This is a genomic window from Saccharothrix violaceirubra, from assembly GCF_014203755.1.
Classification (GTDB): domain Bacteria; phylum Actinomycetota; class Actinomycetes; order Mycobacteriales; family Pseudonocardiaceae; genus Actinosynnema; species Actinosynnema violaceirubrum.
The window spans coordinates 5,349,978-5,366,047 of the sequence record NZ_JACHJS010000001.1 but is presented as its reverse complement, the minus strand read 5'-3'; the positions used below and the strand labels follow the sequence as shown (position 1 = coordinate 5,366,047).

Below are 16,070 nucleotides of genomic sequence, written 5' to 3'. Positions count from 1 at the left end.
CGGGGAAGTCGTCGGGCAAGCATTTCCCCGACGACCACACCCGCAGGTGAATCGTCGGGGAAAATGTTTGCGCACGGGTTCAGTAGCCCAACGCGGTGCGGATTTCGCTTTCGACGTCGGCCGCCGCCACGAACAGCAGCTCGTCCCCGCCTTCGAGTGAATCCTCCGGACCCGGGACGATCACCCGGCCGCCGCGCAGGATCGTGACCAGCGCGGCGTCCCGGGGCAACGCCAGCCCGTTGACCGGTGACCCGGCCAGCGGCGTGTCGTCCGGCAGCGTGATTTCCACCAGGTTCGCCTGGCCCTGGCGCAAGGTCATCAGCCGCACGACGTCACCCACCGTCACGGCCTCCTCGACCAGCGCGGACAGGATGCGCGGCGTGGACACCGCCACGTCCACGCCCCACGACTCGGTGAACAGCCACTCGTTGGCCGGGTCGTTCACCCGCGCGACCACGCGCCGCACCGCGAACTCGGTCTTGGCCAGCAGCGACACGACCAGGTTCACCTTGTCGTCGCCGGTCGCCGCGATCACCACGTCGCACAGCTGCAACCCGGTGTCCTCCAGCGACGACAGCTCGCACGCGTCGGCCTGCACCCACTCGGCCAGCTCCACGGTGTGCGGCTCGAAGTGCGCCCGGTTGCGCTCGATCAGCATCACCTGGTGGCCGTCGGAGACCAGTTCCGCCGCGATCGAGCGCCCGACGGCGCCCGCACCGGCAATCGCGATCCGCATCAGCTCTCCTCGGGCGCGTGCGCCACCGCGGCGGCCACGTCGGTCACGGTGCCCGACAACGCGGCGGCGTACACCACGTCGTCGGCCTGGATCACGGTCCGCCGGTCCGGCAGCACGCCGGTGCCGAAGCGCATCACGAACGCCACCCGGCAGCCGGCCGCCTCCTGCAACGCCTCGACCGGCTGCCCGATCCAGTCCTCGTGCAGGTCCAGCGGGAACACCGCCACCGACCCGGACGGGTCGCGCCACGCCGTGGACGCGCCCTCGGGCAGCAGCATGCGCAGGAACCGGTCGGTCGTCCAGGGCACCGTCGCCACGGTCGGGATGCCCAGCCGCTCGTAGACGGCCGCCCGCTTCTCGTCGTAGATCCGTGCCACCACGGCCTCGATGCCGAACGTCTCCCGCGCCACCCGCGCGGAGATGATGTTCGAGTTGTCACCGCTGGACACGGCCGCGAACGCGCCCGCGCGCTCGATGCCCGCCTCGATGAGGACCTGTCGGTCGAACCCGTTGCCGACGATCTGCCTGCCGTGGAAATCCGTCCCGAGCCGGCGGAAGGACAGAGCGTCCTTGTCGATCACCGCGACCTGGTGGTCCAGGCGTTCCAGGGCCTTGGCCAGGGTCGAACCGACCCGGCCGCAACCCATGATCACCACGTGCACGTATGCCTCCCGAACGACGCCTGTGCAGAACCTACCGAGGATTACTCCGACCAGGGGACGAGACCCCTTACGCTTTGGTCCCGTGTCCAAGCTGACAACAGCGGCCAAGCGCCTCCTACTGGGCCGGCCGTTCCGGAGCGATCGACTCGCGCACACGCTCCTGCCGAAGCGCATCGCCCTGCCCGTGTTCGCCTCGGACGCGATGTCCTCGGTGGCCTACGCGCCCGAGGAGATCTTCCTCGTCCTGTCGGTCGCCGGCCTCTCGTCCTACGCGCTGGCCCCCTGGGTGGGCGTCGTCGTGGTGCTGGTGATGCTCGTGGTGGTGGCGAGCTACCGGCAGAACGTGCACGCCTACCCGTCCGGCGGCGGCGACTACGAGGTCGCCACGGTCAACCTGGGGCGCAGAGCGGGCCTCACGGTCGCCAGCGCGCTGCTCGTGGACTACATCCTCACGGTCGCGGTGTCGATCTCGTCGGCCGCGGCCAACATCGGCTCGGCCGTGCCGTTCGTGGCCACGCACAAGGTCGAGTTCGCGGTCGCCGCGATCGTGGTGCTCACCGCGGTCAACCTGCGCGGCATCCGCGAGTCCGGCAGCGCGTTCGCGGTGCCGACGTACGCGTTCATGGTCGGCGTGCTGCTGATGATCGGCTACGGCCTGTTCCGCGGCTTCGTCCTCGGCGACCCGATGCGCGCCGAGAGCGCCGGCATCGAGCTGCGCGCCGAGGACGACCACCTCATGGGCCTGGCGTTCGTGTTCCTGGTCCTGCGCGCCTTCTCGTCCGGCTGCGCGGCCCTGACCGGCGTCGAGGCCATCAGCAACGGCGTGCCCGCGTTCCGCAAGCCGAAGTCGCGCAACGCCGCCACGACCCTGCTGCTCATGGGCGGCATCGCGGTCGTGATGCTGATGGGTCTGATCGTGCTCGCCCAGCTCACGGGCGTGCGGATGGCCGAGGACCCGGCGCACCAGCTCGTGAACGCGCCGCCCGGCTACGAGCAGAAGACCATGGTCGCCCAGATCGCGGAGGCGGTCTTCGACGGGTTCCCGGCCGGGTTCTACTTCATCACGGTCGTCACGGCGCTGATCCTCGTGCTCGCCGCGAACACCGCGTTCAACGGCTTCCCGGTGCTCGGCTCGATCCTCGCCCAGGACCGGTACCTGCCCCGCCAGCTGCACACCCGCGGCGACCGGCTCGCGTTCAGCAACGGCATCCTATTCCTCGCCGGTGCCGCGGTGGTCCTGGTCATCGCGTTCGACGCCGAGGTCACCCGGCTCATCCAGCTCTACATCGTGGGCGTGTTCGTGTCGTTCACGATGAGCCAGACCGGCATGATCCGGCACTGGAACCGGTTGCTCGCGGGTGAGACCGACCCGGCGGCGCGCAACCGGATGCGCCGCTCCCAGCTGATCAACACGGTCGGCCTGGTGCTCACCGGCTCGGTGCTCGTCGTCGTGCTGATCACCAAGTTCACCAAGGGCGCCTGGATCGCCATCGCGGCCATGGCCGCCATCTACGCGCTGATGACCGCGATCCGCCGGCACTACGACCGGGTGGCCGAGGAGCTGCGCCAGCAGGAGCGGCAGAAGCTGCTGCCCGCGCGCAACCACGCCATGGTCCTCGTGTCCAAGCTGCACATGCCGACGTTGCGCGCCCTGGCGTACGCCAAGGCGACCCGGCCGGACATCCTGGAGGCCGTCACGGTCAACGTGGACGACGCGGACACCCGCAGGCTCGTCCACGACTGGGAGAAGGAGAACCTCAAGGTGCCGCTCAAGGTGATCGAGTCGCCCTACCGGGAGATCACCAAACCGGTGCTCGACTACGTCAAGCGCATCCGCACCGACAGCCCGCGCGACGTCGTCACGGTGTTCATCCCCGAGTACGTCGTCGGCCGCTGGTGGGAGCAGGTCCTGCACAACCAGAGCGCCCTGCGGCTCAAGGGCCGGTTGCTGTTCGAACCGGGCGTCATGGTGACCAGCGTGCCGTGGCAGCTCGCCTCGTCGGCCAAGGTCAGCGGTCGGGACGACGCCGTCGCGCCCGGTGCCGTCCGCCGCGGCCTCGACCAGCGGGACACCGGCCGATGACGGGTCGGCTGATCGAGGTCGAGGTCGGTGCCGTCGCGCACGGCGGGCACTGCGTCGCCCGCCACGAGGGGCGGGTCGTGTTCGTCCGGCACGCGCTGCCCGGCGAACGCGTCCGCGTGTTGATCACCGAGGACAAGGGCGGCTCGTTCTGCCGGGGCGACGCGGTCGAGGTGCTCGTCGCGTCACCCGATCGAGTGGAATCGCCCTGCCCGTTCGCCGGACCCGGCCGCTGCGGCGGCTGCGACTGGCAGCACGCCACGCCGAAGGCCCAACGCGCGCTCAAGGCGGCCGTCGTCGAGGAGCAGCTGCGCCGCCTGGCCGGCCTGGAGCGCCACGTCGTCGTCGAGGAACTGCCCGGAGGGCCGGCCGACTGGCGCACGCGCGTGCGCCTGGCCGTCGGCGCCGACGGGCGGCCCGGCTTCCGCGCGCACCGGGGCCACGGCGTGATCCCGGTCGACGACTGCGCCATCGCCGCGCCCGGCGCGCTCGACGCCGTCGTGGACCGGGCGTGGCCGCCCGGCGCCGAACTGGTCGTGACCAGGGACGCAGACCACGCCGTGCACGTCACCGAGATCGGACCGGCCAAGCGCGTCCGGGGTCGTCCCGTGCCCGGACCCGCCCGCCGCCGCTCGGGCAGCGGCACGGCCACCGAACACGCCGCCGGCCGCACGTGGCACGTGCGCGCCGACGGCTTCTGGCAGGTGCACCCGGAGGCCGCCGACACGCTCGCCGCCGTCGTCGCCGAGTGGGCCGCCGCCCGACCGGGTGAGACCGCGTGGGACCTCTACGGCGGCGTCGGCCTGTTCGCGGCCGTGCTCGCCGACCAGGTCGGCGCCTCCGGGTCGGTCGCGGTCGTCGAGTCGGCCGCGGGCGCGGTCGCCGACGGCCGCCGCGACCTGGCCGACCTGCCGCAGGTCGAGTGGCACGTCGGCCGCACCGAGGCGGTGCTGGCCTCGCCCGCGTTCGCCGACCGCCGACCGGACGTCGTCGTGCTCGACCCGCCGCGCAAGGGCGCCGGCCGCGAAGTCGTCGAGGCGATCACGCGCAGTGGCCCCGACCGTGTGGTCTACGTCGCCTGCGACCCGGCCGCGTTGGCCCGCGACCTGGCCGTGTTCGCCGCGAACGGGTACCGGACCACGCAGCTCAGGGCCTTCGACGCGTTCCCGATGACGCATCACGTGGAATGTGTTGCTTTGGTGGAGGCCGTCCCGCCGACCGGGTCCCTCAGCACACGGTCCGTAGACTGGCCGGACGATTCGGACCACTAGGGCGAGGTGGAGCGAGTGTCGCTGCTGGAATCCGTGCACGGCCCGGACGAGCTGAAACGGCTCGGCCCCGACGAGTTGGCACAACTCGCCGACGAGATCCGGGGGTTCCTGGTCGAGAAGGTGGCCCGCACCGGCGGTCACCTCGGCCCCAACCTGGGCGTTGTCGAGCTGACCATGGCCGTGCACCGCGTGTTCGACTCGCCGGCCGACCCGGTCGTGTTCGACACCGGGCACCAGAGCTACGTGCACAAGATCCTCACCGGCCGGCGTGCCGGCTTCGACACGCTGCGGCAGAAGGGCGGCCTGTCCGGCTACCCGTCGCGGGCCGAGAGCGAGCACGACGTCGAGGAGAACAGCCACGCGTCCACGGCCCTGTCCTACGCGGACGGCCTGGCCAAGGCGTTCCAGCTCACCGGGAAGCGGCAGCACGTCGTGGCGGTCGTCGGCGACGGCGCGCTGACCGGCGGCATGTGCTGGGAGGCGCTCAACAACATCGCGGCCGGCACCGACCGGTCCGTGGTCATCGTCGTCAACGACAACGGCCGCTCGTACTCGCCCACGATCGGCGGCCTCGCGGACCACCTGTCCTCGCTGCGCCTGCGTCCCGGCTACGAGCGCGCGCTCGAACGCGGCAAGACCGCGTTGCGCAACGCGCCCGTGTTCGGCAAGCCCCTCTACGCCGCGCTGCACGCGGCCAAGGTCGGCATCAAGGACGCGATCAGCCCGCAGGCCATGTTCGAGGACCTCGGCCTGAAGTACATCGGCCCGGTCGACGGCCACGACCTGGTCGCGCTCGAGTCGGCGCTGCGCCGCGCCAAGTCCTTCGGCGGGCCGGTGATCGTCCACACCGTCACCCGCAAGGGCAACGGCTTCGCGCCCGCCGAGAACCACGAGGCCGACCAGATGCACGCCACCGGCGTCATCGACCCGATCACCGGCGAGAACCTCGCGCCCGCCAAGCGCACCTGGACCCACGTCTTCGCCGACGAACTCGCGGCGCTGGGCGGCGAGCGGTCCGACCTCGTGGCCATCACCGCGGCCATGCGCGGACCGACGGGCCTGGACAAGTTCGCGGGCCTGTACCCGGACCGGTGCTTCGACGTCGGCATCGCCGAGCAGCACGCCATGACCTCGGCGGCCGGCCTGGCCATGGGCGGCCTGCACCCGGTCGTGGCGATCTACGCGACTTTCCTCAACCGGGCGTTCGACCAGCTCCTGATGGACGTCGCCATGCACCGCCAGGGCGTGACCGTGGTGCTCGACCGGGCCGGCATCACCGGCCCCGACGGCGCGTCCCACCACGGCATGTGGGACCTGTCGATCTGCGGCCTGGTGCCCGGTATCCGGGTGGCCGCGCCGCGCGACGCCGCCGCGTTGCGCGAGGAGCTGCGCGAGGCCGTGGCCGTGTCCGACGCGCCGACCGTGGTCCGCTACCCGAAGGCGTCCGTGGGGGAGGACCTGCCCGCGATCGAGCGGCTGGGCACCGTCGACGTGCTCCGGCGCGACGGCGACGACGTGCTGCTGGTGACCGTCGGCGCGTTCGGCTCGCTGGGCGTGGCCGCCGCGCGTCGCCTGGCCGACCAGGGCATCGGCGTGACGGTGGTCGACCCGCGCTGGATCTTCCCCGTGCCCGCCGACCTGGTCGACCTCGCCGCACGCCACCGCCTGGTGGTCACGGTCGAGGACGGCGGCCGGCACGGCGGCTTCGGCTGGGCGCTGGCCGCCGCGCTGCGCGACGCCGACGTGACCACGCCGCTGCGTGACCTGGCCATCCCGCAGGAGTTCCACCAGCACGCCGAACGCGGCGAGGTGCTCGCCGACCTCGGCCTGACCGACCAGGGCGTGGCCCGGCGCATCACCGAGTGGGTCGCCGCGTCCGAACCGGCGGAAATCGGCGCGACAGCCCGCAAGTGATCTCCCTATTCTCGGTGTCCGGGCCGGTCGGCGGCCCGGACGGCGATGCCGCTCCGGGTTCCGTGATGGGAGCCGGTCCGCGGCATCGCGCTGAGCGACTCAGGTTCGACTCCTGAAAACCGTGCCCCGGTCGGACCGGTCGGACGCCCGGCCACGCGGGTCTTCGGGACCCCCGCCGGTCGTCCGCCCGACCGGGGCACGGTCGCTGCGCCCGAGGGGAGGAAACCGATGAAGCACACTTTTCTGCCGTGGGAACGCGGCGTGCACTTCCGCCGGGGTGTGATCGTCGGCGAACTCGGACCCGGCGAGCACCGGCTGCGCCGGGACGACGTGGTCAAGCGCGTCGACGTGCGGGCGAAGAACCACGTCGGCGCGTGGCAGGACATCCCCACCGCCGACGGCGTCCTCGTGCGGGTGACGTCGGTGCTCAAGTGGATGATCACCGACGCCGTGCGCTACCTGAGCGTCAGCGCCGATCCCGTCCAGGACCTGCACCTGGCCGCCCAGCTCGCGCTGCGCGCTGCCGTCCTGACCCGACCGCACGACCGGGTGGAACCGGAGCGCGCCGCCATCGGCGCCGAGGTGCTCGCCGCCCTGGGCGACCCCGTGACCGGGCTCGGGCTCGTGGTCGAGAAGGTGGACGTGCGCGACGTGATCATGCCCGCCGAGCTGCGCAAGGCCGCCCTCGCCGAGATCGTGGCCCGTGCCGAGGGGCGTGCCGCCCTGGAGCGCGCACGCGGCGAGACGGCGGCCGTCCGGTCGCTGCTCAACGCGGCACGCCTGGCCGAGGAGCACCCGGCGCTGCTCCAGCTCCGGGCGTTGCAGTCGGCGGGCACGGTGGTCGTCGACGGGACCCGGCGCTGAACGTCCTCCCCGGCCGGTGTGGCACCTTGGTGGGGTGCGCATCCTGATAGTCGAGGACGAGGTGCCCCTGGCCGACGCGATCGCGCGTGGGCTGCGGCGCGAAGGCATGGCCGTGGACGTGGCGTACGACGGCGAGTCCGGGCACGAGAAGTCCACGGTGACCCGGTACGACGTCGTGGTGCTCGACCGTGACCTGCCCGGCATGTCCGGTGACGAGCTGTGCAAGGAGATCCTGGGCTCCGGGGCGTTGACCCGGGTCATGATGCTCACCGCCAGCGCGGGGCTGGACGACCGGGTCGCGGGGCTGTCCCTGGGTGCCGACGACTACCTGGCCAAGCCGTTCGCGTTTCCGGAACTGGTGGCCCGGGTCCGGGCGCTGGCCCGGCGTGCCACACCCGCGACCCCGCCCCTGCTGACCGCGCGCGACGTCGAACTGGATCCGGCGCGGCGGACCGTGCGCCGCGCCGGCCAGCCGGTCGAGCTGACCCGCAAGGAGTTCGGCGTGCTGGAGGTGCTGCTCGCGGCCAAGGGGTCCGTGGTGAGCAGCGAGGAACTGCTCGAACGCGTGTGGGACGAGAACGCCGACCCGTTCACCACGACCGTGCGCGTCACCGTGATGACGTTGCGCAAGAAGCTCGGGGAGCCGGGCATCATCGACACCGTGGTCGGGTCCGGGTACCGCGTGCCGACGGCGGGTTCCGCTGAGGCCTGAGGTGCCGCGCCGGCGCGGCCCGGGACTGCGCGCGCGGATCACCGTGCTCGCGGCCGGGCTCGTCGCGTTCGTCAGCGGCCTGCTGCTGATCCTCGGGTGGTTGCTGGTCACCCGCGTGGTCGGCTCGATGCCCCGCTACCCCGAGGGCAGCACGGTGGTCGTCGACGGTGCCGATGTCGACGCGGGCGTGCTCGCCGACACCCTGGCCCGGCAGGCCCAGGACGACGTGCTGCGGTCGGGGTCGATCGCGTTCCTGTGCGTGGTCGCGGCGGCGGCGTTGCTCGCGTGGACGCTGGGCGGGCGCGTGCTGCGACCCGTGCAGGAGGTCACCGGCGCGGCCCGCCGGCTGTCCGCCGAGTCGCTCGGCGAACGGTTGCGGCTGTCCGGACCGCGGGACGAGGTCGCGGAGCTGGCCGACACGTTCGACGAGATGCTCGACCGGCTCCAGGCCGCGTTCGACTCGCAGCGCCGGTTCGTGGCCAATGCCTCGCACGAGCTGCGCACCCCGCTGTCGGTGATCCGCACCGAGCTGGAGGTGACGCTCGCCGACCCGGACGCGGACGGGGCCGAGCTGCGGCGGATGGCCGACGTGGTGCGGGCCGCGACGTTGCGCGCCGAGCAGCTCGTCGGGGCATTGCTGTTGCTCGCACGCACCGAAGCGGTGGGGCTGGCCGTGCGGGAGCCGGTCGACCTGACGGCCGTCGTGGAGTCCGCGTGGCGCGCGGTGCGCGGTGAGGCGGACGACCGGCGGTTGCGGACGACGTTCCGGTGTGGACCGGCGCCGGCCGTGGGTGACCCGGCGTTGCTCGAACGCATCGCGGGCAACCTGTTGGAGAACGCCGTGCGGCACAACCTGCCCGGCGGGTGGATCGAGGTGGGCACCGAGGCCGGTCCGCAGTGGACGCTGCTGCGGGTGACGTCGTCGGGGCCGGTCGTCGCGCCGGAACGAGTGGACGAGCTGTTCGAGCCGTTCCGCCGTGGCGGCACGGACCGGACCTCGCGCACGGGGACCGGGTTGGGGCTGTCGATCGTGCGGGTCGCGGTGGCCGCGCACGAGGGCGTGGTGCAGGCGTCGGCGGTGCCCGGAGGAGGGCTTTCGGTGGCCGTCACGCTGCCGTCGGCACCCCACTGAAACTCGTTCGAGTGGTCCCGGTCACACATGATCGCGGTTTTGGGTCTCCACAGGGGTTCTGACCTGCACGAACAAGGCCCTGGACCCCTGATTTGTCTCCCTGTTGGCCGCCGTGTAACTTTCTCCATGTCAGCGCGGAACGGGCCGGAAAAGCCGGAACGGAGCGCAGGCCACAAGCCCCGGAAGAGCCTCTCGACTGAGAGCGCGACGATGGTGAGCGCGTGTTCTTTGAGAACTCAACAGCGTGCCGAATAGCCAGTAAACTGATATACCTCGTCAAGAGGTATTCCTTTGAGATCGAATACTGGACGACTGACTGTCAAACGCGGACCATATTCCGGTTCGTGGGTCAGCATCGTTCGAGCGATCAACTCGTTCATTATTGGAGAGTTTGATCCTGGCTCAGGACGAACGCTGGCGGCGTGCTTAACACATGCAAGTCGAGCGGTAAGGCCCTTCGGGGTACACGAGCGGCGAACGGGTGAGTAACACGTGGGTAACCTGCCCTGTACTTCGGGATAAGCCTGGGAAACCGGGTCTAATACCGGATACGACTCCGCGACGCATGTCGTGGGGTGGAAAGTTCCGGCGGTACGGGATGGACCCGCGGCCTATCAGCTTGTTGGTGGGGTAGTGGCCTACCAAGGCGACGACGGGTAGCCGGCCTGAGAGGGTGACCGGCCACACTGGGACTGAGACACGGCCCAGACTCCTACGGGAGGCAGCAGTGGGGAATATTGCACAATGGGCGGAAGCCTGATGCAGCGACGCCGCGTGGGGGATGACGGCCTTCGGGTTGTAAACCTCTTTCAGCAGGGACGAAGGGTGACTGACGGTACCTGCAGAAGAAGCACCGGCTAACTACGTGCCAGCAGCCGCGGTAATACGTAGGGTGCGAGCGTTGTCCGGAATTATTGGGCGTAAAGAGCTCGTAGGCGGTTTGTCGCGTCGGCCGTGAAAACTTCACGCTTAACGTGGAGCCTGCGGTCGATACGGGCAGACTTGAGTTCGGCAGGGGAGACTGGAATTCCTGGTGTAGCGGTGAAATGCGCAGATATCAGGAGGAACACCGGTGGCGAAGGCGGGTCTCTGGGCCGATACTGACGCTGAGGAGCGAAAGCGTGGGGAGCGAACAGGATTAGATACCCTGGTAGTCCACGCCGTAAACGGTGGGTGCTAGGTGTGGGGGGCTTCCACGTCCTCCGTGCCGCAGCTAACGCATTAAGCACCCCGCCTGGGGAGTACGGCCGCAAGGCTAAAACTCAAAGGAATTGACGGGGGCCCGCACAAGCGGCGGAGCATGTGGATTAATTCGATGCAACGCGAAGAACCTTACCTGGGCTTGACATGCACCGGAAACTGCCAGAGATGGTGGCCTCTTCGGACTGGTGTACAGGTGGTGCATGGCTGTCGTCAGCTCGTGTCGTGAGATGTTGGGTTAAGTCCCGCAACGAGCGCAACCCTCGTTCCATGTTGCCAGCGCGTAGTGGCGGGGACTCATGGGAGACTGCCGGGGTCAACTCGGAGGAAGGTGGGGATGACGTCAAGTCATCATGCCCCTTATGTCCAGGGCTTCACACATGCTACAATGGCCGGTACAGAGGGCTGCTAAGCCGTGAGGTGGAGCGAATCCCTTAAAGCCGGTCTCAGTTCGGATCGGGGTCTGCAACTCGACCCCGTGAAGTCGGAGTCGCTAGTAATCGCAGATCAGCAACGCTGCGGTGAATACGTTCCCGGGCCTTGTACACACCGCCCGTCACGTCACGAAAGTCGGTAACACCCGAAGCCCGTGGCCCAACCCGTAAGGGGGGGAGCGGTCGAAGGTGGGACTGGCGATTGGGACGAAGTCGTAACAAGGTAGCCGTACCGGAAGGTGCGGCTGGATCACCTCCTTTCTAAGGAGCATCTGCACCGCGGTCCTTTTCGGAGGGTCGTGGTGGAGGCCACGCCGGCGGCGGATGATCGTCGGGTGGGGCTCAATTTTGTGGATGCTGGCTAATGCGGGGTTTTCGGTTGTCTGGTCAGTGAGTACTGCTCTCCGGAGCGTGGAAAGGTGATCAGAGGGTCGAGGGTTTCTGTTCGGTGCGCTGTTGGGTGTCTGAGAGAACACGCGAGTGTCTTTCAGTGACCGACCGGTCCGGTCTTCGAACCGCTGGTGTGCCTCTTCGGGGGTGTGCGGGTAGGCGTTGACGTTGGTGGGCTGGTGTCTGGTTTGTTCTTTGAGAACTGCACAGTGGATGCGAGCATCTTTGTGGCAAGTTATTAAGGGCATACGGTGGATGCCTTGGCACCAGGAGCCGATGAAGGACGTAGGAGACTGCGATAAGCCTTGGGGAGTTGTCAACCGAGCTGAGATCCAAGGATTTCCGAATGGGGAAACCCGGCCCCAGTCATGTGGGGTCACCCACGTCTGAACACATAGGGCGTGTGGAGGGAACGCGGGGAAGTGAAACATCTCAGTACCCGCAGGAAGAGAAAACAACCGTGATTCCGTGAGTAGTGGCGAGCGAAAGCGGAAGAGGCTAAACCGTATTCGTGTGATACCCGGCAGGGGTTGCGTGTACGGGGTCGTGGGACCCACTGGTCAGTTCTGCCGGACTGGCAAGGAGTCAGAAAGCACTGTGGTTAGCGGAACGCGTCTGGAAAGCGTGGCCGTAGCGGGTGACAGCCCCGTACGCGAAAACCCGGTGTCTCCTTGTGGTGTTCCCAAGTAGCAGCGAGCTCGTGGAATTTGCTGTGAATCTGGCGGGACCACCCGCTAAGCCTGAATACTCCCTGGTGACCGATAGCGGACTAGTACCGTGAGGGAAAGGTGAAAAGTACCCCGGGAGGGGAGTGAAATAGTACCTGAAACCGTGTGCCTACAATCCGTCGGAGCCTTTCGGGGTGACGGCGTGCCTTTTGAAGAATGAGCCTGCGAGTTAGTGCTGCGTGGCGAGGTTAACCCGTGTGGGGTAGCCGTAGCGAAAGCGAGTCCGAAGAGGGCGTGATAGTCGCGTGGTCTAGACCCGAAGCGGAGTGATCTAGCCATGGCCAGGGTGAAGCGTGGGTAAGACCGCGTGGAGGCCCGAACCCACCAGGGTTGAAAACCTGGGGGATGAGCTGTGGTTAGGGGTGAAAGGCCAATCAAACTCCGTGATAGCTGGTTCTCCCCGAAATGCATTTAGGTGCAGCGTCGTGTGTTTCGTGCCGGAGGTAGAGCACTGGATGGTCTAGGGGGCCCACAAGCTTACCGAAATCAACCAAACTCCGAATGCCGGTACGTGAGAGCGCGGCAGTGAGACTGCGGGGGATAAGCTTCGTAGTCGAGAGGGAAACAGCCCAGAACGCCGGCTAAGGCCCCTAAGTGTGTGCTCAGTGGGAAAGGATGTGGGGTCGCCCAGACAACCAGGAGGTTGGCTTAGAAGCAGCCACCCTTTAAAGAGTGCGTAATAGCTCACTGGTCAAGTGGTCCTGCGCCGACAATGTAGCGGGGCTCAAGCACACCGCCGAAGCCGTGTCATTCACGCATCAGCGTGGATGGGTAGGGGAGCGTCGTGCAGCGGGTGAAGCGCCGGAGTGATCCAGGTGTGGACGCTGTGCGAGTGAGAATGCAGGCATGAGTAGCGAAAGACGAGTGGGAAACTCGTCCGCCGGATGACCAAGGGTTCCTGGGCCAGGCTAATCCGCCCAGGGTAAGTCGGGACCTAAGGCGAGGCCGACAGGCGTAGTCGATGGACAACGGGTTGATATTCCCGTACCCGTGTGAACGCGCCCATGGCGAACCTTGTGATACTAACCGCCCGAAGCCCGCGCCTGATCCTTCGGGTGATGGTGTGACGTGGAGCGCGGGACCTGAACTTGTAGTAGTCAAGCGATGGGGTGACGCAGGAGGGTAGCTCCGCCAGTGAGTGGTAGTACTGGTGTAAGCGTGTAGGCCGACGTGTAGGCAAATCCGCACGTCATACAGGCTGAGACGTGATGCGTAGCCGATTGAGGCGAAGTAGAGTGATCCCATGCTGTCGAGAAAAGCCTCTAGTGAGTGTTCATGCGGCCCGTACCCCAAACCGACACAGGTGGTCAGGTAGAGAATACCGAGGCGATCGGGTGAACTGTGGTCAAGGAACTCGGCAAAATGCCCCCGTAACTTCGGGAGAAGGGGGGCCGGGGGATTTGAAGCCCCTTGCGGGCTAGGATCTTCCGGCCGCAGAGACCAGCGAGAAGCGACTGTTTACTAAAAACACAGGTCCGTGCGAAGTCGCAAGACGATGTATACGGACTGACGCCTGCCCGGTGCTGGAACGTTAAGGGGACCGGTCAGTCACTTTGTGGCGAAGCTGAGAACTTAAGCGCCAGTAAACGGCGGTGGTAACTATAACCATCCTAAGGTAGCGAAATTCCTTGTCGGGTAAGTTCCGACCTGCACGAATGGCGTAACGACTTCTCGACTGTCTCGACCGCAGGCCCGGCGAAATTGCATTACGAGTAAAGATGCTCGTTACGCGCGGCAGGACGGAAAGACCCCGGGACCTTTACTATAGCTTGGTATTGGTGTTCGGTTCGGCTTGTGTAGGATAGGTGGGAGACTGTGAAGCGGCCACGCCAGTGGTTGTGGAGTCGTCGTTGAAATACCACTCTGGTCGTACTGGATGTCTAACCTCGGTCCGTGATCCGGATCAGGGACAGTGCCTGGTGGGTAGTTTAACTGGGGCGGTTGCCTCCCAAAGGGTAACGGAGGCGCTCAAAGGTTCCCTCAGCCTGGTTGGCAATCAGGTGTCGAGTGCAAGTGCACAAGGGGGCTTGACTGTGAGACCGACGGGTCGAGCAGGGACGAAAGTCGGAACTAGTGATCCGGCCATGGCTTGTGGAAGCGTGGTCGCTCAACGGATAAAAGGTACCCCGGGGATAACAGGCTGATCTTGCCCAAGAGTCCATATCGACGGCATGGTTTGGCACCTCGATGTCGGCTCGTCGCATCCTGGGGCTGGAGTAGGTCCCAAGGGTTGGGCTGTTCGCCCATTAAAGCGGTACGCGAGCTGGGTTTAGAACGTCGTGAGACAGTTCGGTCCCTATCCGCCGCGCGCGTAGGATACTTGCGGAAGGCTGTCCCTAGTACGAGAGGACCGGGACGGACGGACCTCTGGTGTGCCAGTTGTCCCGCCAGGGGCATGGCTGGTTGGCTACGTTCGGAAGGGATAACCGCTGAAGGCATCTAAGCGGGAAGCTCGTTCCTAGATGAGGTGTCCCACCCCTTTGTGGGTTAAGGCCCCCAGTAGACGACTGGGTTGATAGGCCGGAGATGGAAGGTCGGTAACGGCTGGAGTTGACCGGTACTAATAGGCCGAGGACTTGTCATGAAGATGTTACGCATCCACTGTGCGGTTCTGAAGGAACCGAAACCAGGCCCCCGGCGGGTTCTGGTCGACTTGTGAGGGTCGGCTGGGAGTGTCGGGTGTGGTCGGTTGGTTATCTTCATAGTGTTTCGGTGGTCATTGCGGTTGGGGAACACCCGGTCCCATTCCGAACCCGGTAGTTAAGCCTTCCAGCGCCGATGGTACTGCATTCGTGAGGGTGTGGGAGAGTAGGACGCCGCCGAACATTCTTTCCCTGTGGGGGTCGATCTTCCGGTCGACCCCCACAGGGCTTTTTGCGTTTCAGGGGATTTGCTGCGGCTCAGACCTGAGTGAGCAGGGCCTCGGCCAGGAGCGTGCCGGAGAGCCAGGCAGTTTCCACCCTGGGCAGGCCCCATGCGTCGCCGGCTATGCCGATCATCTCCTCGCCGAAGAAGAACGGTGCGGGGTTCGGAGTGCCTGGAATCGCATAGGTCCAGCGGTGCACCGCGCGGCTTGTGGCCGGCGGCAGGTCGATCAGCTCCCGCACCGCGGCCTCGATGTCGTCGGCCGCGTCGGTCGGGTCGGCGACGAAACCCTCGGCGAACGCGGCGACGGTGTGCGCGACCAGGACCGGGGCGTTGTCGCCGCGTCGGCTGCCGTCGTCGAAGATCGCGCGCAGCACCGGGTTCCCGTTGACGAACACGCCGGGGAAGTCCCAGGTCCGCTTCGGGAACCTCAGGGTCGCCACGAGGGACGGTTGCCAGCCCTGTCCCTCCGCCGCGGCACGCACGGCCCGCGAACGTGGGTCCAGGACGCGTAGTGCCTGCGGGCCGGGCATCGCCAGGACGACGGCATCGGTGCGGGCACCGTCCACGCGAGGACCCGGCTCGACCCACTCGACCTCCGATTCCACGCGGACGTCCAGTCCTCGCGCGAGATCGACCACCAGGGACCTCAGTCCACCCGGCGCGGCCCACCGCATCGGTTCCGCGGTCGTGCTCCACCCGGAAGGCGAGTGCACGGTGAGAGTGTCCGTCCACTCGCGCGCCAGGCCCGCGTCACGCCAGCGCGCGACGACGGCGGCGAAGCGTGCGTCCGACACGGTGAAGTACCCGGCACCGATGTCCGCCCGCCGACCGTCGTAACGGCGGGTCGCCATCCGCCCGCCGACGACCCGGCCGCGTTCCAGGACGCGCACAACCACCCCGGAATCGGCCAGCGCACGGGCACAGGCCACACCGGCGATCCCCGCACCGACCACGACGACGCGCACCGCGACACCCTTTCCCGCCACCGTCACGGTCCGGCCGGTCCGCACCGCTGACCGGTTGGTGCGGTTGCGGCACGCGGGTGACGCGCGGCCGGTCCGAGGTGGTCGTCCCTACGT

9 protein-coding genes and 3 rRNA genes are annotated in these 16,070 nt (G+C 67.5%); 9 read left to right on the top strand and 3 right to left on the bottom strand.

The annotated features are described in order from the left end of the window. Positions 1 to 79: 79 nt before the first annotated feature. Both F4559_RS24435 and F4559_RS24430 read right to left on the bottom strand, forming a co-directional pair. The gene (locus tag F4559_RS24435) at positions 80 to 736 is read right to left on the bottom strand and encodes a potassium channel family protein (RefSeq protein ID WP_184672426.1); all 657 of its coding nucleotides are present in this window, start codon (positions 734 to 736) and stop codon (positions 80 to 82) included. Beyond that, on the bottom strand, positions 736 to 1,572 hold the full coding sequence (locus F4559_RS24430; protein WP_221447365.1) for a potassium channel family protein: 837 nt from the start codon (positions 1,570 to 1,572) through the stop codon (positions 736 to 738). The genes F4559_RS24435 and F4559_RS24430 overlap by 1 nt, the downstream gene beginning before the upstream one ends. Here F4559_RS24430 and F4559_RS24425 point away from each other — a divergent pair. From F4559_RS24425 to rrf, 9 genes are all read left to right on the top strand, one after another. Continuing rightward, positions 1,481 to 3,481 carry an APC family permease gene (locus F4559_RS24425; RefSeq protein WP_184672422.1) on the top strand — a complete coding sequence of 667 codons (2,001 nt, stop codon included), beginning with the start codon at positions 1,481 to 1,483 and terminating at the stop codon, positions 3,479 to 3,481. The genes F4559_RS24430 and F4559_RS24425 overlap by 92 nt on opposite strands. Then, a complete protein-coding gene (locus F4559_RS24420; RefSeq protein WP_184672420.1) occupies positions 3,478 to 4,749 on the top strand; it encodes a class I SAM-dependent RNA methyltransferase in 1,272 nt (423 codons plus the stop codon). The genes F4559_RS24425 and F4559_RS24420 overlap by 4 nt, the downstream gene beginning before the upstream one ends. 15 nt (positions 4,750 to 4,764) lie before the next feature. Next, positions 4,765 to 6,663, top strand: a complete 1,899-nt coding sequence (gene dxs, locus F4559_RS24415; RefSeq protein ID WP_184672418.1) for a 1-deoxy-D-xylulose-5-phosphate synthase — start codon at positions 4,765 to 4,767, stop codon at positions 6,661 to 6,663. 228 nt (positions 6,664 to 6,891) lie between these two features. After that, the gene (locus F4559_RS24410; RefSeq protein ID WP_184672416.1) at positions 6,892 to 7,527 is read left to right on the top strand and encodes an SPFH domain-containing protein; all 636 of its coding nucleotides are present in this window, start codon (positions 6,892 to 6,894) and stop codon (positions 7,525 to 7,527) included. Between the two features lie 34 nt (positions 7,528 to 7,561). Further along, positions 7,562 to 8,239 (top strand): response regulator transcription factor, encoded by a 678-nt coding sequence (locus tag F4559_RS24405; RefSeq protein ID WP_184672414.1) that lies wholly within the window; start codon positions 7,562 to 7,564, stop codon positions 8,237 to 8,239. Between the two features lies 1 nt (position 8,240). Beyond that, positions 8,241 to 9,371 carry a sensor histidine kinase gene (locus F4559_RS24400; RefSeq protein ID WP_184672412.1) on the top strand — a complete coding sequence of 377 codons (1,131 nt, stop codon included), beginning with the start codon at positions 8,241 to 8,243 and terminating at the stop codon, positions 9,369 to 9,371. A gap of 379 nt (positions 9,372 to 9,750) precedes the next feature. Continuing rightward, positions 9,751 to 11,266: ribosomal RNA gene (locus F4559_RS24395) — 16S ribosomal RNA — on the top strand. Positions 11,267 to 11,623: 357 nt separating this feature from the next. After that, positions 11,624 to 14,707 (top strand): 23S ribosomal RNA (locus F4559_RS24390). A gap of 124 nt (positions 14,708 to 14,831) precedes the next feature. Then, positions 14,832 to 14,948, top strand: a 5S ribosomal RNA gene (gene rrf, locus F4559_RS24385). Together the 16S, 23S and 5S rRNA genes form the textbook arrangement of a ribosomal RNA operon. 75 nt (positions 14,949 to 15,023) lie before the next feature. On the opposite strand, the gene F4559_RS24380 is transcribed toward rrf, so the two are convergent. After that, complete coding sequence (locus tag F4559_RS24380) at positions 15,024 to 15,956, bottom strand: NAD(P)/FAD-dependent oxidoreductase (RefSeq protein WP_184672410.1); 933 nt, start codon at positions 15,954 to 15,956, stop codon at positions 15,024 to 15,026. Between the last annotated feature and the right edge of the window lie 114 nt (positions 15,957 to 16,070).